24 protein-coding genes, 1 tRNA gene and 2 pseudogenes are annotated in these 23,823 nt (G+C 49.0%); 11 read left to right on the forward strand and 16 right to left on the reverse strand.

Annotation, left to right across the window (positions count from 1 at the left end; all coding sequences use genetic code 11):
* Positions 1–3 precede the first annotated feature (3 nt).
* The 5 genes from SJI19_RS08975 to rmf all read left to right on the forward strand — a co-directional run bounded on the left by SJI19_RS08975 (position 4) and on the right by rmf (position 5,926).
* On the forward strand, positions 4–1,932 hold the full coding sequence (locus SJI19_RS08975) for an ABC transporter ATP-binding protein (RefSeq protein ID WP_323477907.1): 1,929 nt from the start codon (positions 4–6) through the stop codon (positions 1,930–1,932).
* 95 nt (positions 1,933–2,027) lie between these two features.
* Positions 2,028–3,296 carry a membrane integrity-associated transporter subunit PqiA gene (gene pqiA, locus SJI19_RS08980; protein ID WP_323477908.1) on the forward strand — a complete coding sequence of 423 codons (1,269 nt, stop codon included), beginning with the start codon at positions 2,028–2,030 and terminating at the stop codon, positions 3,294–3,296.
* Positions 3,283–4,923 carry an intermembrane transport protein PqiB gene (gene pqiB, locus SJI19_RS08985; protein ID WP_323477909.1) on the forward strand — a complete coding sequence of 547 codons (1,641 nt, stop codon included), beginning with the start codon at positions 3,283–3,285 and terminating at the stop codon, positions 4,921–4,923. The genes pqiA and pqiB overlap by 14 nt, the downstream gene beginning before the upstream one ends.
* Positions 4,920–5,489 carry a membrane integrity-associated transporter subunit PqiC gene (pqiC, locus tag SJI19_RS08990; RefSeq protein WP_323477910.1) on the forward strand — a complete coding sequence of 190 codons (570 nt, stop codon included), beginning with the start codon at positions 4,920–4,922 and terminating at the stop codon, positions 5,487–5,489. The genes pqiB and pqiC overlap by 4 nt, the downstream gene beginning before the upstream one ends.
* 269 nt (positions 5,490–5,758) lie before the next feature.
* Positions 5,759–5,926: a ribosome modulation factor gene (gene rmf, locus SJI19_RS08995; protein ID WP_323477911.1), complete on the forward strand. Its 168-nt coding sequence runs from the start codon at positions 5,759–5,761 to the stop codon at positions 5,924–5,926.
* A gap of 57 nt (positions 5,927–5,983) precedes the next feature.
* Here rmf and fabA read toward each other — a convergent pair whose 3' ends face one another.
* Both fabA and SJI19_RS09005 read right to left on the reverse strand, forming a co-directional pair.
* Positions 5,984–6,502 (reverse strand): bifunctional 3-hydroxydecanoyl-ACP dehydratase/trans-2-decenoyl-ACP isomerase, encoded by a 519-nt coding sequence (gene fabA, locus SJI19_RS09000; RefSeq protein ID WP_323477912.1) that lies wholly within the window; start codon positions 6,500–6,502, stop codon positions 5,984–5,986.
* A 65-nt stretch (positions 6,503–6,567) separates the two neighbouring features.
* Entirely contained in the window at positions 6,568–8,319 is a 1,752-nt protein-coding gene (locus tag SJI19_RS09005; protein ID WP_323477913.1) for a Lon protease family protein, read from the reverse strand.
* Positions 8,320–8,527: 208 nt separating this feature from the next.
* Here SJI19_RS09005 and matP point away from each other — a divergent pair, with 208 nt between their 5' ends.
* Positions 8,528–8,989 (forward strand): macrodomain Ter protein MatP, encoded by a 462-nt coding sequence (gene matP / locus SJI19_RS09010; RefSeq protein WP_323477914.1) that lies wholly within the window; start codon positions 8,528–8,530, stop codon positions 8,987–8,989.
* Positions 8,990–9,078: 89 nt separating this feature from the next.
* On the opposite strand, the gene ompA is transcribed toward matP, so the two are convergent.
* Together ompA and sulA are read right to left on the reverse strand one after the other, a co-directional pair.
* Positions 9,079–10,167, reverse strand: coding sequence for a porin OmpA (gene ompA / locus SJI19_RS09015; RefSeq protein WP_323477915.1), 1,089 nt, complete (start codon positions 10,165–10,167; stop codon positions 9,079–9,081).
* 352 nt (positions 10,168–10,519) lie between these two features.
* Positions 10,520–10,990: an SOS-induced cell division inhibitor SulA gene (gene sulA, locus SJI19_RS09020; protein ID WP_323477944.1), complete on the reverse strand. Its 471-nt coding sequence runs from the start codon at positions 10,988–10,990 to the stop codon at positions 10,520–10,522.
* Between the two features lie 268 nt (positions 10,991–11,258).
* Between sulA and SJI19_RS09025 the strand changes: the two genes are divergently transcribed.
* Positions 11,259–11,864 carry a TfoX/Sxy family DNA transformation protein gene (locus tag SJI19_RS09025; protein ID WP_323477916.1) on the forward strand — a complete coding sequence of 202 codons (606 nt, stop codon included), beginning with the start codon at positions 11,259–11,261 and terminating at the stop codon, positions 11,862–11,864.
* Positions 11,865–11,910: 46 nt separating this feature from the next.
* Here the strand turns inward: SJI19_RS09025 and yccS are convergent, their stop codons facing one another.
* Positions 11,911–14,037, reverse strand: coding sequence for a YccS family putative transporter (gene yccS / locus SJI19_RS09030; protein WP_323477917.1), 2,127 nt, complete (start codon positions 14,035–14,037; stop codon positions 11,911–11,913).
* A gap of 20 nt (positions 14,038–14,057) precedes the next feature.
* On the reverse strand, positions 14,058–14,504 hold the full coding sequence (locus SJI19_RS09035) for a YccF domain-containing protein (protein ID WP_323477918.1): 447 nt from the start codon (positions 14,502–14,504) through the stop codon (positions 14,058–14,060).
* Positions 14,505–14,773: 269 nt separating this feature from the next.
* On the opposite strand from SJI19_RS09035, the gene helD reads away from it, so the two are divergent.
* Positions 14,774–16,828, forward strand: a complete 2,055-nt coding sequence (helD, locus tag SJI19_RS09040) for a DNA helicase IV (protein ID WP_323477919.1) — start codon at positions 14,774–14,776, stop codon at positions 16,826–16,828.
* A 41-nt stretch (positions 16,829–16,869) separates the two neighbouring features.
* Here helD and SJI19_RS09045 read toward each other — a convergent pair whose 3' ends face one another.
* A complete protein-coding gene (locus tag SJI19_RS09045) occupies positions 16,870–17,328 on the reverse strand; it encodes a methylglyoxal synthase (protein ID WP_323477920.1) in 459 nt (152 codons plus the stop codon).
* A gap of 225 nt (positions 17,329–17,553) precedes the next feature.
* Here SJI19_RS09045 and SJI19_RS09050 point away from each other — a divergent pair, with 225 nt between their 5' ends.
* A complete protein-coding gene (locus tag SJI19_RS09050; RefSeq protein ID WP_323477921.1) occupies positions 17,554–17,967 on the forward strand; it encodes a CoA-binding protein in 414 nt (137 codons plus the stop codon).
* Positions 17,968–18,145: 178 nt separating this feature from the next.
* On the opposite strand, the gene hspQ is transcribed toward SJI19_RS09050, so the two are convergent.
* Both hspQ and rlmI read right to left on the reverse strand, forming a co-directional pair.
* On the reverse strand, positions 18,146–18,463 hold the full coding sequence (hspQ, locus tag SJI19_RS09055; protein WP_323477922.1) for a heat shock protein HspQ: 318 nt from the start codon (positions 18,461–18,463) through the stop codon (positions 18,146–18,148).
* A gap of 138 nt (positions 18,464–18,601) precedes the next feature.
* Positions 18,602–19,792: a 23S rRNA (cytosine(1962)-C(5))-methyltransferase RlmI gene (gene rlmI / locus SJI19_RS09060; RefSeq protein WP_323477945.1), complete on the reverse strand. Its 1,191-nt coding sequence runs from the start codon at positions 19,790–19,792 to the stop codon at positions 18,602–18,604.
* A gap of 89 nt (positions 19,793–19,881) precedes the next feature.
* Between rlmI and yccX the strand changes: the two genes are divergently transcribed.
* On the forward strand, positions 19,882–20,160 hold the full coding sequence (gene yccX, locus SJI19_RS09065) for an acylphosphatase (RefSeq protein WP_323477946.1): 279 nt from the start codon (positions 19,882–19,884) through the stop codon (positions 20,158–20,160).
* Between the two features lies 1 nt (position 20,161).
* Here the strand turns inward: yccX and SJI19_RS09070 are convergent, their stop codons facing one another.
* Positions 20,162–20,488, reverse strand: coding sequence for a TusE/DsrC/DsvC family sulfur relay protein (locus SJI19_RS09070; RefSeq protein ID WP_323477923.1), 327 nt, complete (start codon positions 20,486–20,488; stop codon positions 20,162–20,164).
* 119 nt (positions 20,489–20,607) lie between these two features.
* Positions 20,608–21,267, reverse strand: coding sequence for an FtsH protease modulator YccA (gene yccA, locus SJI19_RS09075; protein ID WP_323477924.1), 660 nt, complete (start codon positions 21,265–21,267; stop codon positions 20,608–20,610).
* Between the two features lie 293 nt (positions 21,268–21,560).
* Between yccA and SJI19_RS09080 the strand changes: the two genes are divergently transcribed.
* Positions 21,561–21,648 (forward strand) — tRNA-Ser (locus SJI19_RS09080).
* A gap of 126 nt (positions 21,649–21,774) precedes the next feature.
* Here the strand turns inward: SJI19_RS09080 and SJI19_RS09085 are convergent.
* The 5 genes and pseudogenes from SJI19_RS09085 to SJI19_RS09100 form a co-directional block, all read right to left on the reverse strand.
* Positions 21,775–22,050 (reverse strand): bacteriocin immunity protein, encoded by a 276-nt coding sequence (locus SJI19_RS09085; protein ID WP_323477925.1) that lies wholly within the window; start codon positions 22,048–22,050, stop codon positions 21,775–21,777.
* A 309-nt stretch (positions 22,051–22,359) separates the two neighbouring features.
* Positions 22,360–22,617: a bacteriocin immunity protein gene (locus tag SJI19_RS09090; protein ID WP_323477926.1), complete on the reverse strand. Its 258-nt coding sequence runs from the start codon at positions 22,615–22,617 to the stop codon at positions 22,360–22,362.
* A 1-nt stretch (position 22,618) separates the two neighbouring features.
* A pseudogene (locus tag SJI19_RS24825) lies at positions 22,619–23,004 on the reverse strand (HNH endonuclease signature motif containing protein).
* A 296-nt stretch (positions 23,005–23,300) separates the two neighbouring features.
* The gene (locus tag SJI19_RS09095) at positions 23,301–23,561 is read right to left on the reverse strand and encodes a bacteriocin immunity protein (protein WP_323477927.1); all 261 of its coding nucleotides are present in this window, start codon (positions 23,559–23,561) and stop codon (positions 23,301–23,303) included.
* 1 nt (position 23,562) lies between these two features.
* Positions 23,563–23,823: pseudogene (locus tag SJI19_RS09100) on the reverse strand (HNH endonuclease signature motif containing protein); the annotation flags it as partial.

Below are 23,823 nucleotides of genomic sequence, written 5' to 3' on the forward strand. Positions count from 1 at the left end.
ACCATGTCATTAATCAGTCTTTCCGGCGCCTGGCTGTCGTTTAGCGATGCGCCATTGTTGGATAATACCGAACTGCATATCGAGCGTAACGAACGTGTCTGCCTGGTAGGGCGTAATGGCGCGGGTAAATCCACCCTGATGAAGATCCTCAGCGGTGAGGTTCCTCTTGATGATGGACAGCTTATTTTTGAGCAAGATACCATTGTCGCGCGCCTGCAGCAGGATCCGCCGCGCAACGTGAGCGGCAGTGTCTATGATTTTGTCGCCGAAGGCGTACAGGCCCAGGCTGAGACGCTAAAAGCCTACCACGCAGTCTCGCATTTGGTGGAAACGGATCCCAGCGACAAAAATCTGATGGAAATGGGTCGATTGCAGGAAATTCTCGACCACCAGAACCTTTGGCATCTGGAAAAACGTATCAACGAAGTCCTTGAACAATTGGGCCTGACCGCCAACGCCGAATTATCGTCGCTTTCCGGCGGTTGGTTACGTAAAGCCGCACTGGGGCGTGCGTTGGTATGCGAACCCAAGGTACTGCTGCTCGATGAACCGACCAACCATCTGGATATCGAAACTATCGACTGGTTGGAAATATTTCTGAAAAGCTTTGCCGGCAGCATCATCTTTATCTCCCATGACCGCTCCTTTATCCGCAACATGGCGACACGTATAGTTGACCTTGATCGCGGTAAGCTGGTGTCATGGCCGGGCAATTACGATAAGTACCTGGACGGCAAAGAGGAAGAACTGCGGGTACAGGAACTGCAAAACGCTGAATTTGACCGTAAGCTGGCCCAGGAAGAAGTCTGGATCCGCCAGGGTATCAAAGCCCGCCGTACCCGAAATGAAGGCCGGGTACGGGCATTGAAGGCGCTGCGTCAGGAAAGAACCGAACGGCGCGACGTCATCGGCAGCGCGAAAATGCAGGTTGAAGAAGCCACCCGTTCCGGCAAGATTGTGTTTGAAATGGAAAATGTTACTTACCGGCTGGAAGATCGGGTTCTGGTGCGTAATTTCAGTGCTCAGGTGCAACGTGGCGACAAAATTGCCCTGATTGGCCCTAACGGCTGTGGCAAAACGACATTGCTGAAACTGATGCTTGACCAACTGTCGCCAGAGAGCGGTCGAATTCATTGCGGCACCAAGCTGGAAGTCGCCTACTTCGACCAACATCGTGCCGAATTGGATCCTGAGCGCACCGTAATGGATAACCTGGCGGAAGGCAAACAGGAAGTGATGGTCAATGGCCGCTCTCGGCACGTTCTGGGCTACCTGCAGGACTTCCTGTTCCATCCCAAACGCGCGATGACGCCGGTCAAGGCGCTCTCTGGCGGGGAGCGAAATCGCCTGCTGTTGGCCAAGCTGTTTCTCAATCCCAGCAACCTGCTGATACTCGATGAACCGACCAATGATCTCGATGTTGAAACGTTGGAATTGCTTGAGGAGATGATCGACAGCTATCAGGGAACCGTATTGCTGGTGAGCCATGATCGGCAGTTTGTCGACAACTCGGTAACCGAATGCTGGATTTTTGAAGGCGACGGCCAGATCAGCAGCTATGTCGGCGGCTATTTCGATGCGCAAAACCAGCGTCAGAATATGCGTGCTCTGCGCGCTAATACTCCAGCACCGACCGCGACTGAAAAAAATAACGTCACCAAAGCTCAGAAGACGTTAAATGCCAAACAAAGTGGTACCAAATTAAGCTATAACCTACAGCGTGAACTTGAAGCGCTGCCGCTGCAGATAGAAACGCTGGAGCAACAGATCAACGATCTGCAAGCACAGATGGCGCATGCGGATTTTTTTAGTCAATCCCATGAAATCACCCAGGGCGCGATTGCCGCGATGGCCAGTGCGGAACAAGCGCTTGAGCAGGTCTTTGCCCGCTGGGAAGAGCTGGAAGAGTTGAAGAACGGCCCTAAGGCGTAACGTAAATCCTGGTCTAGTCCGTCAGGCTGGACCAGGGCAACGTGTTGCCTGAACATTGTCGCCTGAGGTGGGTGACAAATTATGAGGATGAAAGCATGTGCTCTTCGGGCCATCAAATCAGGAACGTGCTTTGCCCCCATTGCGATTTATTAGTGGCCTTACCCCCATTGACCGCCGGTCAGAAGGGGGTATGCCCACGTTGTAAAAATAGTCTGATTAGCAGTTGGTCAAACCCTCGCACCCAGCCAGTGATGTTTGCCATAAGCGCGTTGATTATGCTGGTGCTCGCCAATTTATTCCCGTTTGTTAATATGCGAGTGTCCGGAATCGGGCGTCAAATTACCCTGCCGCAAATACCGAGCGTGATGGTGAGCGACAATTTCTCCAGTCTTGCCAGCCTGTTTTTGTTATTTGTACAACTCATTCCCGCCGCCTGCATGATTTTCATTATTCTGCTGTGTTTCGGCATACGCATACCGTTGCGCCTGAGGGCTTTCCTGGCCAAGACACTCTTTGCACTGCGCGCCTGGGGCATGGCAGAAATTTTCCTTGCCGGGGTCTTGGTCAGTTTTGTCAAACTGATGGCCTATGGCGATATTGGTGTGGGTATCAGCTTCTTGCCATTTTGCCTGTTTTGCCTGTTACAGCAACGGGCGTTCCAATGTATTGACCAGCGCTGGTTATGGGATAACATCATGCCGATGGATTCGCCGGTGGACACTATGCGCACAGGAGAGAGTGGTTTGTCCCAGGGGATCAGAACCTGCAGTTGTTGCACCCTGATTTTACCCGCCGCTCAACGGGTCTGCCCGCGCTGTCACACCAACGAACAAGCCCGGCGGCGTCATAGCCTACAGTGGACCATGGCCCTGCTGATAACCTCGGTCATGCTGTATATTCCGGCCAATATTCTGCCGATAATGATCACCAATACGCTGGGCAGTCAGTATAACTCGACCATTATCGCCGGGGTGATATTGCTCTGGGATGAGGGTTCTTACCCGGTGGCGTTGGTGATTTTTATCGCCAGCATTATGGTTCCGACGCTTAAAATGATCGCGCTGGCCTGGTTATGTTGGGATGCTGGGGGCGGACGTGGCGTTGACCGCGAACGCATGCATTCTCTCTACGAGGTCGTCGAGTTTGTCGGCCGCTGGTCAATGATCGATGTTTTTGTGATAGCGGTACTTTCCGGTTTGGTTCGTATGGGGCAATTGATGAGCATTACGCCAGGCATTGGTGCAGTGCTATTTGCCTCGGTGGTCATCATAACCATGTTTGCGGCACACATGTTCGACCCGCGTCTGATCTGGGACCGGGCGGAAAGTCATACTCAGAAGGAGTCTCCCGTTGACGGAAAATAAGCATGACGTCGCGCAGGTTGAGAACATCAAACGCTGGTCGCCAGTATGGATCATTCCCATTGTCACGGTGCTGATTGGTGCATGGATTCTTTATTATCATTTTAGCCATCAGGGCAAGCTTATTACCCTGACGACGACCAGTGCCGAAGGTATCGAAGCCGGGAAAACCGCTATCAAAAGCCGCAGTGTGGATGTTGGCATGGTGGAAAGCGTGGCACTCAGCGACGATTTACGCCAGGTAAAAATCAAGGCCCGCATCAATAACGGTGTGGAAAAACTGTTGCGTAAAGACTCGGCGTTCTGGGTGGTGAAACCGCAAATTGGTCGAGAAGGTATTTCCGGGCTAGGAACGCTGTTATCCGGGGCCTATATCCAACTGCAGCCCGGCAATGATAAGGATAACGCTGACGCCTTTACCCTGCTCGACGCGCCTCCTCTGGCCTCACCGGACGCCAAAGGCATACGGGTTGAGCTTGACAGTGAGCAGTCCGGTCAGTTGAATGCCGGCGATCCGGTACTGTTTCGGGGATTTCGGGTTGGCACGGTACAAGTGAGTCATTTCGATCCACAAACCCGCAAAATGAGCTATCAGCTATTTATTAGTGCGCCCTATAACAGCCTGGTTACCAGCAACGTCCGTTTCTGGAAGGACAGTGGTGTCGCTCTTGATATGTCAGCTCAAGGAATGCGGGTTGAGATGGGTTCCATAACCACGTTGTTAAGTGGTGGCGTCAGTTTTGATGTTCCCAGCGGCTGGCCGTTGGGCGAACCGGCGAAGGAACATCAGATTTATCAATTATTCGACAACAAAAGTAACATTGCTGATTCCCTCTATACCGTACACAAAGATTATGTGCTGTTATTCAGTGATTCAATTCGCGGCCTGCAGCCTGGGGCACCGGTGGAGTTTCGTGGCATACGTCTAGGTACTGTGGCTCAGGTGCCATTCTTTACCAATACCACCAATCCCATTGATGATAATTATCAGGTACCGGTCCTGATCAGCATTGAGCCAGGCCGGATTACCAGCATGCTGGGCGCCAACTTTGACATTGATGCACGGCTAAAACAGGCTGAATCTCAGGGTCTGCGCGCTGCGCTCAAAAGTGCCAATTTATTAACGGGTTCGCTGTATATTGATCTCGATTTTTATCCGCAGGCCAAGCCTTGGCAGGGTGTCACTACGCTTAATGGTTATCGGGTGCTGCCTACCACCAGTGCCGGGTTGGCGCAAATACAGCAAAAGCTGATGATGACGCTGGATAAGATTAACAATCTACCGCTTAATCCGATGATCAACGAAGCCACCAACACGTTAGCGCAAAGCCAAAATACGCTACGCGAATTGCAAAAGACCCTAAAATCGGTGAATACGATCACTGAAAGCCCGGCAATGCAGCAATTACCCCAGGATATGCAACGTACACTGCGCGAACTCAACACCAGCATGAAGGGTTTCCAGCCCGGCTCGCCGGCGTATAACAAGATGGTGGACAGCATGCAGCGGCTCGACCAGGTCCTGCGCGAACTACAGCCGGTACTACGCACGTTAAATACCAAGAGCAATGCGTTGGTCTTTGAGGCTAGCAAAGGTCATGATCCGATCCCCAAGAGGGCAAAAAAATGAATAAAGGAATCGTACTGGTCCTGGTGTTGCTGTTGGGCGGTTGCAGCGGTGGTGGTGGTCAACATTATTATCAACTGCCGGTCGCGGCGGATACTGCGGGGGCTCAGCATATATCCGTTACTTCCAGCCTACGGCATATATGGGTGTCGCGGGTTAACCTGTCCGATTTTCTGGCCGGCAATGGCGTGGTATATCAAGCCAGCGATGTTCGTTATATCACCGCGGCTAATAACCTCTGGGCCAGTCCTTTGGCACAGCAACTGCAACAGACGATGGTGATTAATCTGGGCAATGCACTGCCGGGAACCCTGGTTTCAGCCACGCCGGCTCCGGGTGAACAGGACACTCTGGAACTCAATATTTCTGCTTTCCATGGTCGCTATGACGGCAGAGTGATTATTCAAGGTGTGGCATTATTGACCCACCAACAGCAGGTTATCAGCTATCCTTTTGCCCTGACGTTAAAACAAGATCAGGACGGTTATGATGCATTAGTCCGAACCCTGGCTCAGGGCTGGCTGCAAGTGAGCCAAACTATCGCCGGGCAAATTTTAGCCACCCGCTAATAACGAAAGATTCTAAAAAAAAGCGCGATGTGAAATGAAGGGAAAATAGGTCGGCCAGCGTGGGAGCTATATAATCATTTCAGCCGCTTAGCTTGCGAATAGCGATATTCAAATGGCAAAAAAGAGTCATTATGCGGTTTTTATATGACGTTTTTGTGAACTTATGCATTGATTTTCTGCGCGCTTATCGTTAAAGATAAGGTGTGATCGCAGACACCAACTAGCGATTACCGTTTTCTTTCCACCAAATAAGATGAGGGAAACACGGCATGAAGAGACAAAAACGAGATCGTCTTGAACGGGCACATTCACGTGGTTATCAAGCGGGACTCTCTGGACGCTCTAGTGAGGTCTGTCCTTTTCAGTCCTTAGATGCACGGTCTCACTGGTTGGGAGGTTGGCGAAAGGCCATGGAGGACAGGTCGGTTACCTTGTAATCACCTGTTAGCAAAAGAGATCAACCTCCGCTTTCGCGGAGGTTATGTTAAGAATGGTTAGAAAACACCCGTATCTTTGAACAGACCTACCTTGAGATCGCTGGCCGTATAAATCACCTGACCGTCGCAAAGCATCTCTCCATCTGCCAGACCCATCACCAAACGGCGATTAACAACCCGGCGAAAATGGATACGGTAAGTGACCAGCTTAGCGCTGGGTAATACTTGACCCGTGAATTTAACTTCACCTACGCCCAGTGCCCGGCCTTTGCCTTCGCCGCCCAGCCAGCCTAAATAAAAACCGACCAGTTGCCACATGGCATCCAGTCCCAAACAGCCTGGCATGACCGGATCGCCGATAAAATGGCAGCCGAAAAACCACATATCCGGATTGATATCCAGTTCCGCTTCAATGAAACCTTTATTATGGCTACCGCCGTCTTCGGTCATTTTCACGACTCGGTCCATCATCAGCATATTACCGGCAGGGAGCGGTGGACCTTCCTTACCGAATAATTCGCTGCGTCCGCAGGCAAGAAGGTCTTCTTTTGTATAGGAGTCGCGTTTATCTACCATGTTATCAAAACCCTTATCAATGAATCTTGCGCATTAACTAACATCAATCCCCCGGAAACGGCTCATTAGCTCTGGTTAAACCAATTGAGCCAGCGAAGTCCCCAGGGCAAACGCAGGCGTTCGTGCTGATTAACATAAGCGATGCGCTCGCGTATCGAAGCAATTAAATTGGGCTTCTGCTCGTGATCGTAGGGTATTCCGGTCAGCAATTCCAATGCTTCATCAATGGTTTCTACCGGCCATATATGAAACTGCTCTTCCCGTACTGCCTCAACCAACTCTTCATGCAAACAGAGATGCCGCACATTGGAGATGGGGATGATCACGCCATGTGAACCGTCAAGTCCACGGCCCTGACATAAGGCAAAAAAGCCTTCAATTTTTTCGTTTACACCGCCAATAGGTTGAACCCGGCCGAACTGGTCAACCGAACCGGTGACGGCGATGTGCTGACTAAGTGGTTTGCTGGATAAGGCGCTGATCAACGCGCTTAATTCAGCCAAGGAGGCACTATCCCCATCCACTTCGCCATAAGACTGTTCAAACACCAGCGAGGCGGAGAAGGGCAGTTGCTGATCCAACTCCAGTGAAGCCATCAGGAAGGCCTGCATAATCATCATACCCTTGGCATGCAGGTTTCCACCGAGTTCTGCTTTGCGTTCCACATCATTTATTTCTCCATCACCTAGATGGACCACGCAACTGATGCGCGAAGGTTCACCAAACGGCAATGGATGACCTGGAAAATCGAGGACCGACAGGGCATTCACCTGGCCGACCATCGCACCTTCGGTTTCCACCATAATCTGCCCTTCAGATATCTCATCTTGCATTCGCTCGGTAAGATAGCTTTCACGCCAGATGCGGGTGCGGTTACTATTATATAGCGCTTCGCTGTTTATCACTCCCTGGCCACTGTAGAGCACTGCCTCCTTGATACGGCGGCTTAGCCATTGAGGGCACAAGGGTAACTGGTATTGATCGCCGCTATAACGTATGGCCTGGCGGATCATTTCTGGCCATGCTTCGGCTTCCAGTGCTGACAAACCTTGATCGGCAAGCAAGCTATTAACATAGGCGCACCAGGTTTGCATATCCTCAGGCGACAAGAGTTTTATATCGGACTCGAACTCACCATAGATGGCCAACTTAGTCAGATCAGGTTCCAGATCGCTTAAATCTGCCAACGACTCGCGATCGCCAATGATCACCAATCGCAAATCCAGAGGCATCGCCGGGATGGAGACCGGTAATGGCCGCGTTTCATCCAAGGCCAGCCAATCGAACCGTTTTTGCAGGATCATCTGCTTTAAGCGAAGCCACATTAGGGGCTGGCTCACCAATGCCTTGGCGCCTAAAATCAATACTCCGCCGTTGGCGTCATGGATTTTTCCCGGCTGCAAATCTATTACGTCGCGATAACATCTCATGCAGCCGAACAGTTGCTCATGTTCGATCCATGTCTGATAGACGCATTGGTCACGGGCGGCAAAATTATCATCGGGTTTAGTCGCCGGCTGTACAGTAACGCCGTTGCCAGTGATGACATACCTGCTGCCAATTAAGGTGTTGGCATTGGGCAGCAGTCCCTTGATCGTCTTGTTGATTAACTGGAAATATTCCTCATCTTCCTGTGCCGTGATCAGCATAAATCGGCTTGGTGACCGGGAGTGGCAAAATTGAGTCAGGCCATCTATCAATCGAGGCTGCAACAAATCCATAGGTGCAGGCGCTGGTTGGTAGGGTTGGGCAAACACCGCTTCGAAAGGCGAAAGCTCGGGAATTAAATATTTCCATTCTAATTTTTTAATGGTCAAGGTGATCGGTAACGTCGCTAAACAGGGAAACGTAGATTATACAAGAATTTCGCTTCCTTAGTCTCACCCATCTTACGTTGAAGCTATAATCCAAGAACATTAGGCACTGATCGATTAAAAATTAATCATAAAATAACATTTGCTGAGGACTTACCTATGGAAACTGGTATTATTAAGGTAACGTTACACGGTCACGGGTGAACGCATCATGAAATATCAGCAGTTGGAGAATCTTGAAACCGGATGGAAATGGACCTATCTGGTAAAAAAACATCGTGAAGGTGAACGGATCACCCGCTATGAAGAAAACAGCGCGGCGGAGGAGTCGGTTGCCACACTGTTGTTATATGAACACCTGCCGGGGAATATAATAAAATGGATTCATGAAAATATGAATCCGGCGCTGGAAAATCGTATGAAGCAGACCATCCGAGCCCGGCGTAAAAGACACTTCAACGCCGAACACCAGCACACCCGTAAAAAATCCATTGACCTGGAATACCTGGTTTGGCAACGTTTGGCCGCGCTGTCACAGCGCCGCGGCAACACCCTATCAGAAACCATTGTCAACCTGCTCGAAGAAGCGGAGCGTACTGAAAAATACGCCACCCAGATGTCATCACTCAAGCAAGATCTAAAAGCTATGCTCGGCGAAGGCAATGAGAACTGAGCGTCAAAACTGTGCAAAACGGATAAAATCATCAGCTATAACAGCCATAAAAAAACCCCGCATTGCGGGGTTTTTTTAAGCGTAATAACTTAAGCCTGCGGCTGAGTTACCACTTCTTTGATACCTTTCACTTCGATCTCTACGCGACGATCCGGTGCCAGGCAGGTAATTAACGCGGCACGAGCCTTCACGTTATTACAGGTTGCACCAGTAACCGGGTTAGATTCACCCATGCCACGAGCGGAAATTTTGTCTGCAGGGATACCCTTGGAGATCAGGTAGCTTACTACGCTTTGCGCACGAGCCTGAGACAGTTTCTGGTTGTATTGTTCTGAACCGATGCGGTCGGTAAAACCAAGAACGGTAACAGAACCGTCTTTAGGATCCAGAGAACTCAGCTGTGAATACAACTGATTCAGGGCCTGCTGACCTTCTGGTTTCAACTCTGCTTTGTTGAAGTTAAACAGCACGTCGGAACGCAGGGTAAAGTGTTTGGTCTGAACAACTGGAGCAGGCGCTGCGGTAGGAGCCGGGGCTGCTACTGGTGCGGCTACGTCATCTTGACCGAAACGGTAGGAAACACCCACACTCAACATGCCATTATCAGGACGGGTACCCACGGTACCGGCATCGCCGATATTGTTGGTCCACTGATATTCCAGACGGGTTGCCCAGTTTTTGGTTACGGCGTATTCAAGACCACCGGCAGCCAATGGGGAAATACCTGTATCATTGTCACTCAAACGACCACCGGCTCCATTGTTGTATGCCGCTTTGGAATCTGCGTGCCATACCATGCCGCCGAGACGGGTATAAATATCCAGATCATCGGTGATCGGATAGCTCAGTTTAGTGGTTAACTGAATACCTTGTGCTTTAAAAGCACCGTTGTCTACGCTGCCTTTGTAAGGCATGCGGCCCAGCCAATCGTAGCCCAGTTCAAACCCTAAATACGGGTTAGCCTGGTAGCCGAGAAAAGCACCGGCGCCGAGTTGACTGTTATGGGTCGGACCATTACCGATACGGCTATCGTAGCCATTACCGTAAAATCCAGTGTCATGATACTGGGACCAACCCAGTTTACCACCGGCATACCAGGTGTTGTCCTTTGGTGCGGCTTGCGTTACGGTTGTGAAAGCCGCCAGTGCCACTGCAAGTGCGATAGCTGTCTTTTTCATTTTTTGCGCCTCGTTATCATCCAAATAGGCAATAAGCTCTATAAAGCTAATTTAAATATTCCATTGCCAGAGTTCGTGCTCTGCGTTTGTACACCGCTGTTAAAAGGCGTTCTAGAGCAGCCCTGGCGAATTAAAGTCTACAACGAAGTGGGAAACTTACAAGTAAGATGTAGTGACCCAATAATAAAAAACAGCGGTTGGTGTATATTTTATTGAACTAAATGCAGACAAAATTGTAGTCACCCGGTGTGTTAGCTATACCGGGGAACCGCATGGCCGCTGGATTGTCCCCGTTTCCCTATCGGCGAGAGAGGCGGTTGAATTACCCTAGTGAGATTAATCTTAATTTTACTCAATGATACAAAGAAGAATGAATCTTTATATCTGAAAACTGTCCAGATTTCCGGCACACTTCATTTTGGGGATACATTACAAAGCCATAAGTCCCCCCAAGCTGTGCTGCATCGCGCAGACGACTTTTGTCAGTCACCGTTAATTCTTGCGGAAACCATCCTAGGATCACGCTGTAATTTCCGGTTTGTAACGCCTTCTCCATCGCGGCAACGGTGTCATAGGCCGTTGATTGGCGCAATTGCACCATTTTTTCGAGTGGCAGTCCCGATTGTTCAAGCCAGGGGCGGCTTAACCGACGTGAGGACGTCAGCCATAGCAGCCAGCGCGATTGGGTGCCCAATAAGCGTAGCAGCGGTAGCAGAATATGTCCCACCACCGGCTGATCCTCAAAATAAACCACTTCACTGATAATACCCTGAGCCCAGGGTTGATTCTTGGATGCGTCTTGTGAAAGCGCCGTTTTTTCCATTGAACCCTTCGCCTGAGAAAGTTGCGGCACGGGAGACAGAGTATTGACCTGTGTTTGCATTTTGAGCTCGCCCTCTATGACTGTATAAAAACACAGTATAGGGGATTGGTGCGAAAATCAACCGAAAATTTAATCAGCTTCGCAGAATTGCTACTAAAAACGGCCACTCTCGATATTCAGTTGAAAACCAGTGCCAAAATATCGTACTTTTACTGGCAGCCCAGGATCGGGCGTAGAAATACATGCTATTAAAAACAAGGAGAAGTTGATGAAAGATATACCTGATTGCATTATTTCCAGGGTGAGAACAGCGTTTGCTTCCCTGGGGACAATCACCACCCGTTCACAATTTGGTGGCTACAGCGTTGCTGCCGACAAGGTTATGTTTGGTCTGATTCTGGACGGCGAGTTATATCTTAGGGGCACCCGGCAAAGCGAGCATATCTTCCTTGCACAACAGATGAGCCAACTCCTTTACACCAAGCGCGGCATTCCGGTTTTACTCAATTATTATCTGGTGAACCAGCGGCTTTGGGCAGCGGATGAGGTGCTCATGTCACTGTCCTTGTTGGCATTGGAGGAAGCGAAACGGCATTTACACATAAAAGCGGCCAGCCAGCGGCTCAAGGATCTGCCCAATATCGGACAAGCCATCGAGCGCTTACTATGGAAAGCCGGTATTCAGGATATCGAAGCACTGCGTCATTATGGTGCAAAAAGCAGCTACCTGAAATTGCGTGCGATTAAAGAAAATCTGGACGTCAAGGTGTTGTTGGCGTTGGAAGGTGCATTGGCGGGTCGGCATCTGGCTGCGCTGCCCCAAGGACAGCGCAGCGAGTTATTGGCGTGGTTTAAACGCCTTTCTTGCCAGTAGTGGTGTCATTAGATTGAGTAATAGACCGGGCTGGCCATCATGTTTGCTAAAATTGGGTTTCAATTTCCTGTTTGCGTGCAATGAGCTCTGGCAGTAATTCCAGCAACAAACCAATCTGTTGCAGCACGACTTGCTCCTTGGCCTCGGGATTGGTCAATACCATGCGGATACGCTCAACCAGTTTTTCATGCTCCTGTGCCACGCGCAGGGCGAACTGTGGCTGATATTGCAACGCGTCATCGATATAGCATGCTGCGTCGTCCAGGACCTGAAGTACGTCGGGATTTGCCATGTCTTCACGATGTGCACCCAGTGTGGAAATGTAACTGAGGAAAGTGTGGTTCAGGCATAACAAACGGAATGCGGACTCAAGCAGTTCGCTGCTGGTCTTGGGATCCGCCGACATGTTTGAGACCACCGAGGCCAGTTCTGCGTCACGATTATGCGCATCGCGCCGGGCGACGCGGTAATCAAGACGATTGTCCTTACCTTGATGATATTGCACCAGAATCGCATCCAGGTAGCGGCAATTTGCCGCTAGGCTATTATTCATAACCTGCGGCAACCGCCGGAAATGCCAATCAGGCCAGATAAAGCTGACTGCAGCCCAGGCAATAGCGCAACCGACAAAGGTGTCAAACACACGGGGCAGGGCAACCTCGAATCCCTCACCCAACAGGTTGAAACACAGCATAACCAACAGCGTGATGAACATGGTGGCCTGCGCGTACTGCACGTTACGAAAAGCAAAGAACAGCGTGCCGCTAAGCACGATCAAAATCATTTGTCCCTCGGTCGACGGGACAAAATAGAGAATAGGCAAACCAAGCAAGACTCCCGCCAGCGTGCCAATGATTCTTAAGGCTAGACGGCGACGTGTTGCCTGGTAGTTGGGCTGACAAACAAACAAGCTGGTCAATAAAATCCAGTAGCCATAATGCAAACCGCTTAACTGAATAAATGCATAACCTATACATAATACCACCGACATCCGCACGGCATGACGAAACAGCGCCGATTCTGGCGTAAGGTTACGTTTAATACGTAGACGTATGTCGTTCCATCCGGTCAGTTTATCGTCAGCAAGATTGTTTTCCTCCGGAGCATTACGGGCGATGGCCTGTTCCGATTCGATCGTGGCAAGCTGGGCATCGATAGCGCGCAAATTATTTAATAAATGTTTTAGCGCCTTGATTTGGGGCGGCGCGGTAATAAGACGATCAATAGCCGATGATAAGTGATTGAAAACACGCTCAAACCTACTGTCGTGCTGATATTTTTGATGCAACAGGATAGATTGGGATAACGCATGACAGGCTTTGGCCTGCAAAGCGAGCAATCGCTGGAACCTGAATAACACGTCGCTGTAACGCAGTTGCTCACGCAATTGTTGATACTGCACATGAGATGAACTGGCTCGTTCATGTATATCCTGCGCAACGAAATAGTAATGCAATGTTCGTCGTGTGCCTCGCTGGCCGCGGTCGCCCCGCAGTCGGGTTAACAGCGATGCCTTGGTTTGGTTTAGCACCTGTACCAGTTTACTGTTGGCCATCGCCACGTCTATCATGGCGCTGTCATCGGCATCTTCGGTATCCGGATCGAACAAGTTGGCTTTGGCATCAAGAAAGAGCGCCAGACTCGTGTAACAACGGGCCAGATTATCCTGTAAGGGCCGGATGGGAAATAACAGATGGCCAAACAGCGTCAGGAGGTTATACCAAATCGCCCCTACCAGCAGTAACGCTGGCTGAGTGTACCAAGTTTGATACATGGAGGCACCCAGCATGGTATAGACCGCAATCAATAGTGCGCCAAAGGCGATGGTGGCATAGCGCTGACCCAACGCGCCAAGCAAAATAAAACCACAGGTGGAACCCGCTAGCCCAACAATAAACAGCCATGGATAGGGGATCAGTAACTCTATTGATACTGCCGCGATAAAAAAGCTTATCAGGGTAATAAACAAGTTACGTAAACGGCCACTGAGACGGTCGTCAAGATCCGCCAGCGCTGCGGCGACTACCCCCAAGGTAAGTGGGATAGTCAGGGTGAACATATGCAGCCACCAAGGGAGCGCGGCGGCCCCACTCAGAGCAAAAAGTATTCGCAGGCTATAGCGCCAGCGGCTGTCAAACGCAAAATGGCGAAACCCGGGAGCAAAAGCCAGCACACAACTTCCTTATCATGAGGTTAACGATTAAAACGCTGATCTGTAGGCATCCGCAATCGATCGGCAAGTTCGACTGGCACCACACGACGTCCTACTGGCCATAGGGCGATAACCGCAAGCTTAAAATTGGCGATCCCCGGCAAAATACCGATAATAGTGATACATTGTGCTACACCAGTAATAATATGCGACAGACATAACCACCAGCCAAACAGCACAAACCATAAAACGTTTAATATCGTGCCAGCCGATGACGACAACACGTTACGATTTTCCGGGTAAAGCTCATCCACATGCACGGCAGTATTACCGAACGGCAGCAAGGAGAGTCTCGCAATTTCCCAACAGGCGCGTGTGTAGGGCCAGGTAAAGATCAGTATAATACTGAGCACGGTGGCCAGTAGCCAAGCTAACGTGGTAAAAAAACCACCCAAAATAAAGTTAAGAATATTAAGTAATGTACGCATAAATCCCTAGATGTGCTGCGAAAGAAGCGAAATAAAGCCATAACCGTCATTGTTCAAGTTGCCGGTGTGTTGGCGATACTCGTTCACCCTAATCACTCAATAAGCGCATCCTGATACTTTCGTTTCCCGCCTTGATGCAACGCGAAAGCTATAGGGTATACTTTGAGCGGGTGTCAGTTATTCTACCCTTATTTCACGGCGGGAGCAGAACAAGTTAACATGGGCGCATGACCCTGACGTATAAACGACATGGAACCTCAGCAAAGCTTATGGAATTGAAATCAACCTCATTCGGCAAGCATCTCGCGCAACATCCTTACAATCGCGTACGGCTGTTACATGCCGGTGTTGAGGTCAGTGGCGACAAGCATCAATACATCATCCCTTTCAATCAGATCATTGCCATTCACTGTAAACGCGGCATCGTCTGGGGCGAGCTTGAATTTGTTTTGTCGGAGGAACAGGTGGTGCGCTTGCACGGCACCGAATGGCAAGAGACGCAGCAGTTTTATCATTATTTGCAAAAGACCTGGCAGGAGTGGAGCCAGGAAATGGGCACTATATGTGCCACGGTGCTTGGCCAACAAACGCAAGCTCTTGAACAGATCGTCTCCCGAGACAATTGGTTTCAACTCAACGAACTTGCATCATTGCAGGAAAGCATCCGCGAAGCCTTTACCGCGTTACCGCTTCCTCTTGTGCGACTCGATGAGTTCAACGCGTGTCGCGACGATTATCATCGTTGTCTGCAATGGTTGGACCAGGGACCGGCACGGGTTATTGATCGCAATCAGCAATGGGCCGATAGGATGCTCGATCTGCACCGGGCGTTTTTTAACACGATTGAGAGCACCCCGCTTAATCTGGCCCAAAGTCGTGCCGTGATTAATGGTGAACGCGCGTTATTAGTATTGGCCGGTGCCGGCAGCGGTAAAACATCGGTGCTGGTGGCTCGTGCGGGTTGGTTACTGCGCCGTAAAGAAACCCTGCCAGAGCAAATACTGATGCTGGCGTTCAGCCGCCAGGCAGCGGAGGAAATGGATGAACGCATTCACGCACGTCTGGGGGTTGAGGACATCAAGGCCTGGACTTTCCATGCGTTAGCGCTGTTTATTATTCGACAGGGCAGTAAAAAATCACCGGTCATCAGCCAATTGGAATCCGATAGCCAGGTGGGGCGCGAGTTGTTAATCACCTGCTGGCGCGAGCAGTGCAGTCAAAAGAAAGCGCAGGCAAAAGGATGGCGCCAGTGGTTGGTTGATGAATTGTCCTGGGAACTGGGTGAAGGCGATTTTTGGCAGGATGATCGTCTCGCTCGGCGGCTGTCAACCCGTCTTGAGCGCTGGATTGGCCTGATGCGTATGCATGGCGGTAGTCAAACGCAAATGATAGAACAGGCGCCGGAGTCCATCCGAGACATATTTACCAAACGGATCAGGCTATTGTCGCCGCTATTAAAAGCATGGAAACAGGCGCTCAAAGAAGAAGGCGCTGTGGATTTTTCCGGCTTAATACATCAGGCCGTGGATGTGTTGCAAAAAGGCCGGTTTATTAGCCCTTGGAAACATATACTGGTCGACGAATACCAGGATATCTCACCGCAGCGAGCCCGTTTACTTGACGCATTGCGACAACAAAACCGACGTACATCATTGTTTGCCGTGGGTGACGATTGGCAGGCCATCTATCGTTTCAGCGGCGCCGAGATTAACCTCACCACCACCTTCGATGAGCGTTTCGGTCCAGGTGCGCAATGTACTTTGGACACGACCTACCGCTTTAACCAGCGTATTGGTGAAATCGCCAATGCCTTTGTACAGCAAAATCCTCACCAACTGCCAAAACCACTCAATAGCGTGGTAAAAGGAACCAAAAAATCTGTTTTAATTCTACCAGAATCCATGCTTGAGGCCTTGCTGAACAAACTTAGCGGTTTTGCACTCCCAGAAGAGAAAATCCTGGTATTGGCTCGTTATCACTATTTACGGCCGACGTTATTGGATAAGGCTGCCACCCGCTGGCCAACCCTAAATATGAATTTTATGACCATGCATAGCAGCAAGGGACAGCAAGCGGATTATGTCATTATCATCGGGATGTCGGGAGGGAAAGCTGGTTTTCCCGCACCCACACGAGAATCGGTGATCGAGCAGGTGCTACTGCCGCAGCCAGAAGATTTTCCCGATGCGGAAGAGCGCCGCCTGCTCTACGTTGCTTTGACGCGGGCAAAGCAACAGGTGTGGTTGCTTGAGGATGAGGCGAACCCATCGGTGTTTATTGACACACTGCGACGCCTTGGCGTGCCTCGGGCAAAAAAACCTTAACCTTTATGGTTTTGCCGCACCTGCGGCTCGATGGCTTATGGTTACTGCAATCGTTCTGCGAGATAACGTTGATAATCTGGTATATCAATCGTTAATTCACCTTTGAACAAGGGCGAACAAATCAACAAGTCGGCGGTGGATCGGTTAGTCGCCACCGGGATATTCCACACTGTGGCTAAGCGTAGTAATGCTTTAACGTCGGGATCGTGCGGCACGGCGTTCAATGGATCCCAAAAAAATATCAGCACATCGATTTTACCCTCGGAAATAAGGGCCCCAACTTGCTGGTCCCCGCCCATCGGGCCGCTTAACATACTATGAATCGGCAGTTCGCTAGCGCGTTGGATTAGATTACCCGTGGTGCCGGTTGCGTAAAGAACGTGCTCTGATAAAAGATCTTTATTGTTTTCAACCCAGTTTAGCAGTGATTGCTTACAGTGATCATGGGCCACCAAGGCGATATGCTTGCGCACGGCGATGGTACGAGTGGTTAACTCCATTTTCATGTCCTTGAATAAAATAGTCTACCTATAGACTACTGAAACTCTGTTTCACTGCAAAGGGCTAAACTAGGATAGTGATAAAATAAGTTTGCATATAGGTCCTCAGTTTGACGACTATGCTGCCACCACCGGGAATTTCACCTTCCTTGAATGGCATCCATTGTCTGCTTGCTCACCCAATAGTATAAACTTAGGGGTTATGTTCTCAAGCGGAGATGTAGCATGACTGATAACGATATAATCGGTATTCTGACCTCGGTAAAAACGATTGCATTGGTGGGTGCCAGTGATAAACCAACAAGGCCAAGCTATGGTGTGATGGCTTATTTACTCGATCACGGCTATCAAGTTTTTCCGGTCAACCCTTCGCAGGCAGGGCAACATATCCTTGGTCAACGCGTCTTTGGCCAACTGGCGGATATTCCAGTAAAAATCGATATGGTGGATATATTCAGGCGTTCAGATGCGGTCTATGAAGTGACGCAAGAGGCCATAGCGATAGGCGCCAACGTGATATGGATGCAGTTGGGGGTCATCAACGAGCAGGCCGCCGTGCTGGCGAAAGATCAGGGTATGCAGGTGGTAATGGACCGTTGCCCCAAAATTGAGATACCGCGTTTGGGACTGGATAAGTGAGGTGAACGCTTACATACAGAAGACCACACCCCTAGGTATTTCGCGTTGCAATAATGCGGCGGCTCAACGAACCTTCAGCTGCAGGCCAAGCCTACCAGCACGAGTCGTTGGTGCCTGATCGCGCATTCAAACGGTCGCCAGCGGTGCTCGCGTACTTTTATCGGGCAACCGCGACGCGTTAATTACGTAAGCGTGGAGCCAAAAGTTGCTGACGGATGGACTCAGCCAACTCATCTAGCGTTGGTTGCTCAGGGTGAACCGGAGAGGCTTCATAACCTAGCTGTATCTCAGCCAAATAGGTATGCACAGGCTTACCCTCTTCATCTTCCATGACAACGTGGTACCAAGGTGCGGCGCGAAGCTTATCGTCAGCGGCAATTTCATCCAGTGACGGTTTTTCCAAAGAATATTCAGGATCAACATCAATGACTACACCTAAATACCCTAACAGCTTATGGCGGACCTGCTGGCCGATCCCAAATTTGCTGGCAATCATAAGTTCTCCCCGCGATGTAGCACGTTAAAAAAGTACCGTAGGCTTAACTTGAGATCAGCGGTGCTGAAAACAAACCCCACTACCGTCTTATGGTATATATGGGGGATAAATAGCCAATATCAAGGGGGCTTCAGGAGATTAAATCACTCGACAAGCAAAGCCTTTCAAATACAACCCCTCTGGATATGGTGCCATTACCGGATGATCGGCCGCTTGACGGAATTGCTCGATAAACTGTACCTCCCGATGGGCATCTAGACCAGCGTCGGCAATAATTTTCTGGAACAGGTCGGTGGGCATCAAACCGGAACAAGAGAACGTCAGTAAAATACCTTCTGGTGCTAACAACTGCATTGCCAGCATATTGATATCCTTATAACCGCGACACGCGCTGGCCAACTGATTTTTATTTTCGACAAATTTTGGTGGATCGAGAATAATCATATCGAAACGCTCGCCCTGTTCCCGGTAGGTGCGCAATAGCTGAAATACATCCTCACGAACAAATCCGGCCTGGGAAAGATCGAGGTGGTTTAATTCAATATTACTTTTGGCGATGTCCAGCACATGTTGTGAGGTATCGACACTGATCACCTGGCTACAGCCGCCCAGTAACACCGATACGGAAAATGCGCCAGTATAACAAAAACAGTTAAGAACCCGTCTGCCGGAGGCATATTTACGCGCAGCCAGCCGACTGTCACGTTGGTCGAGATAAAAACCGGTTTTATGCCCTTGGGCAATATCAACCTGGATAGCCATACCATGTTCATGAATACTAAGCAGTTCGGGTGGTGGTGGGCCCACGATCACACCGCTGGTCAACTCAAGGCCTTCCTTTTTTCGTACCGATACATCCGAACGATCGTAAATCGCACATTCCGGGTAGCCTAGTTGCAGTGCTAACGTTAACGTGGCCCGATGATATTCGGCGCCTGCGGATAACAACTGCAATACCATGATATTGCCGTAACGATCGATGGTAATACCTGGCAGCCCATCTGATTCACCCGCGATTAATCGATAGGCATCCAGTCCATCCCTTGCGGCCAACAGATCGCGAAAACGTTGGGCGGTAGCCAGACGATGGGTAAAAAAATCGACGTCAATGACTTCATCCGGTTGAAATGACCAAACGCGTGCGCGAATTTGTGAGGTAGGGGAATAGGCCGCCCGAGCCAACCATTTACCTTTATCGTCCAAAATATCAATAGTTTCACCGGACTGAGGTTTGCCCTCGATCCGTTGCACTGCACCGGAAAAAATCCATGGGTGCCGGCGAAGCAGGGACTTTTCGCGCCCCTTTGCCAGGAAAAGACGTTTTGTTATCATGATTTATACTACACCAGAGAGAAAGTGCGCCATTCTGCGAACAAGCGCAGCCAAAAGCAAACATTAGCCGACCCACGGAGGAAATGATGTCTAAAGCATGCACCGCAGTTTATGTCTATGGGATGGTCCAAGGTGTAGGTTTTCGCTACACCACCCAACATCAGGCGACGCTATTAGCGCTCACAGGCTTCGCGCGCAATCTGGATGACGGCAGCGTGGAAGTGGTGGCCTGTGGCGAAACTGAACAGGTGGAAAAATTGCTGGAGTGGCTAAAACAAGGCGGACCGCGCGGCGCCCAAATAGACCGAGTCCTGTCTGAGCCGCGTAGTGTAAAACATTATGATGGTTTTCAGATCCGTTATTAATTCAAATGCAATTGACCGGCTTGGGGAGGCCGGCAATTTTAGTGGCTTGTTTGGCCGGGCCTTGCGGGAATAAGCGATAAAGATAACGGCTATTGCCTTTATCCTCACCGTATTTTTGCTTCATTGCCTTCACCAGCATGCGAATTGCCGGCGAAGTATTGTATTGCAGATAGAAATCGCGGACAAAATGAATGACCTGCCAATGGGCTTCGGTTAGGGTTATACCCTCTTGCAATGCAATCTCCTCGGCCAGCTGTTCATGCCACTGGTCGCTGTTTTGCAAATAGCCCTGTTCATCGGTTTCGACCTGTACGCCATTATGTTCCATTGTTGTTTTCCGATCCCCTCTGGACTCTATTTATTACCGTCTATGATAGCAAATTTACCGAGCCAGAAAAACAACGCCCCACATTACGTGGGGCAGGTGGAGCGTAATGGCCATAGGCATCAGTTGCTGCGCATAAAACCCAGAATGCTCAGTAGGCTGACGAAAATATTGTACAGCGAGACATATAACCCCACCGTCGCGCGGATGTAGTTGGTTTCGCCACCGTGTATGATATTGCTGGTCTCCCACAAAATCGCACCAGAGGAGAAAAGAATAAACAGCACGCTTATTGCCATCGATAATGCCGGAATATGCAGGAACAGATTGGCGATGACCGCCACCACCAGTACCACAATGCCGGCCAGCATCATTCCCGATAGGAACGACATATCTTTTCTGGTGGTCAACACATAAGCAGAACACGCAAAAAAGACCAGTGCGGTACCGCCTAAGGCCAGCATAATCACCTCACCGGCGCCGGAGGCCAGCAACATGCCCAGCAATGGGCCCAAGGTGTAACCGAGAAAACCGGTAAAAGCAAAGGTGGCCAGGATACCAGCCGGACTATTCGCCAAGCGGTAGGTCAGAAACATCAAACCGTAAGCGCCCACCATCATCAGGATGAACCCTGGGGCGGGGAGTTGTAACAGGGTGCTGGCGGTCGCGGTAAGCGCGGAAAACCCCAGCGTTAACGACAATAAAAAATACGTATTGCGTAATACCCGGTGGGTACTGAGGAGTGAGCGTCCCCGGGAAGAGGTAGTGACTAAACGATCCATTAATTTGCCTCGTCTTATATAATGAAAGCCAACAGTCATGCCCTACATGCAACGTGAAGGATGACGGTTATAGAATGGTAGATTACGGGCTCCTCGCGACTCGGCAAAATTGTTTTACCCATCTTTACTCAGGCGGATGAGAAAATCAGCCAACAACGGATAAAAAACGGTATATTCAGCACGCAAATCAGTCAATCCCTGCATAAAATCGTGGCTATAGATGAAATTTCAAGCAATTAGAACAAATCGCTCTTTACAACAGAATCGACTCTGTTTATAGTTCGCCTCGTTGCGGAGGAGTGGCCGAGTGGTTGAAGGCACCGGTCTTGAAAACCGGCGACGCGCAAGCGTTCTAGAGTTCGAATCTCTACTCCTCCGCCATCCTTTTCAAGCAGTTGCCTTACCTACATCTCCTGAATAAAACCAGTTTAAATCTTGATGCGGAGTACCTTGTTGGTGTCCTGTCCTTCCCCGCGTGATTGTTTATTCAACAAAGTTGCTTGGTACTTAACTATGTTTAAATCCAGGCCTACCGTTTTTTGCTCGCCAAGATTTTACTTCTTCCATAATTCCCTCAGGACTATCTTCTCTCTTACCATCTGGGTAAAACAGTACATCAGAGCCGCTAGGATGTTCGGATAGCTTTTCGAAATGGAGAATCATTTTATCATTATAAGCAGCATAATCATCCCCTTTAAGACCAGAGCTATTGTGGAAAAATTCCCTGAGAAATTCTAAAAATTCTTCTTCAGTATAATCCTCATATTTTTCCTTGAATTCCATGTTATTTTTTCCTTTGTTGGAGTGTGACTCGATATGCTGCTTTGGCATGCTCAATATTATTTCATTAGCAAAGAAGGATAATCGTTATCTTAAAAATCATAATTGGTTAAAATGTCGACGAGCACGGAAAAAACTCATAACTTGCCGCACTTTGCTATTGTGTGAGATTGTTATTTTGTATTTTATGATTTCATGTGCTAACTGTTATACTACAGCTGATAGTTCGATGACACTGCTGGAATGCGATAGTCCCGGCCGAAGCAGGGACACAATATAATAGAATTTGGACGTCAGCTAGATAGTGACTAGTTATTGTTTTCTGAATCCCGGTTTTCCACTTTTCGCACGCCATTCCCTTACAACTTTAAGAACCCCATTAGGACTGTCCTCAACGTCATTAGAAGGGAAAAAAAGTAAACCGTTTCCATTCGGATGCTCAACTAATTTTTCAAAATGTTGAACTAAGTAATCATGCTCTTCCTCAGAAACATCAATAGCCCAAATTTTTATCAGAAATTGTAAAAATTCCTCTTCAGAATAATTTTCAAGCTTATCTTTTAGTATCACACTACTCACCTTTTTCAGAAGAATGTAGCTTTATATGCTCGATAGGAGTCAATATGCGCAAGTTATCAATATCATAAACTTTACCGCCTTGACCAATCAAATCTACGTGGTGTATTTCTAATTTTTTTCTGCCGCGACTTGGCTATCAGGATATACGAAAGGAGCATATCCTTTTTCTGCCATTCTTCTTTTGTTCAAATCTGAAAATTGAGATGATAACGTCTCATTTATTCCAATTTCAATCCAAACCACTTCGCGAAATCTATCGAACGAGTTGAAACGCTTATCTCGTAATTTGTCCGCAACTTGGGCCGCTAAACATAATATATATTGGCTGGTAGCCGCAATCAAGGGGCGGCACGACAATAACACTGTTATCAATGCCACTAAAATCAGGGTAGGTTGTCACCACGGGTAATTGGACGGGTTGCGTCTGATTTCCTGTATTGGCAATAGACTTAAACCCTACGTTTGGGATAACCAACGGCCCCAGGCCTCGTGCACCTGACCGGGCGTGACAAAAATTATTCTGGCGGGGAAATCATCCGTGGTCGGCGCGGTGCTTTTGAGTACGCCTTTAAATTCTTTGCCAACTGTGGTTACTGGCTCTGCTACCACTGCCCGGATTGTCAGAAACAAACCGGGATAATTTCATGTGACGAACTTATACAAAAGAATTTCTGCTATGGCCGCTTGAATCCAGGTTTGCCGTTCATTGCACGCCATTCCTTTATTACATTTAGTATTCCCTCAGGGGAATCATCAGCATCTGCTGAAGGATAGAACACAATGTCCGCGCCTGAAGGGTGCTCAGATAGGCGCACAAGCTCAAAAACAGCTTTGTCTGCGTCCACTTCAGTTAAAAAATCGGCATTGAAAACCTTAGTTACTAACTCTAAAAACTCACGTTCAGAATAATCTTCATAATTCATTTTGATTTTCATTTTATTTATAACCATTTCTAGAATGATGTCCAATATGGGATTTGGGTGTCATTATTTTAATATTATCAACATCATATACTGCCCCGTTATTTCCAATAGGTGTGATATGGTGAAGTTCATATTTTGCTCTCTGGCCAACATGTTCTGTTTGAGGGCAAAAGGGTGATAAGCCTTTCTTGATGAAATTATGGTTGCCAGTACTCATTTGTTCGAAAATATTTTTTTCTTCACTAATTTCTTTCCAGAGCGCACTTCTGAAAGA

The organism is Acerihabitans sp. TG2, assembly GCF_035013185.1.
Taxonomy (GTDB): Bacteria; Pseudomonadota; Gammaproteobacteria; order Enterobacterales; family Enterobacteriaceae; genus Acerihabitans.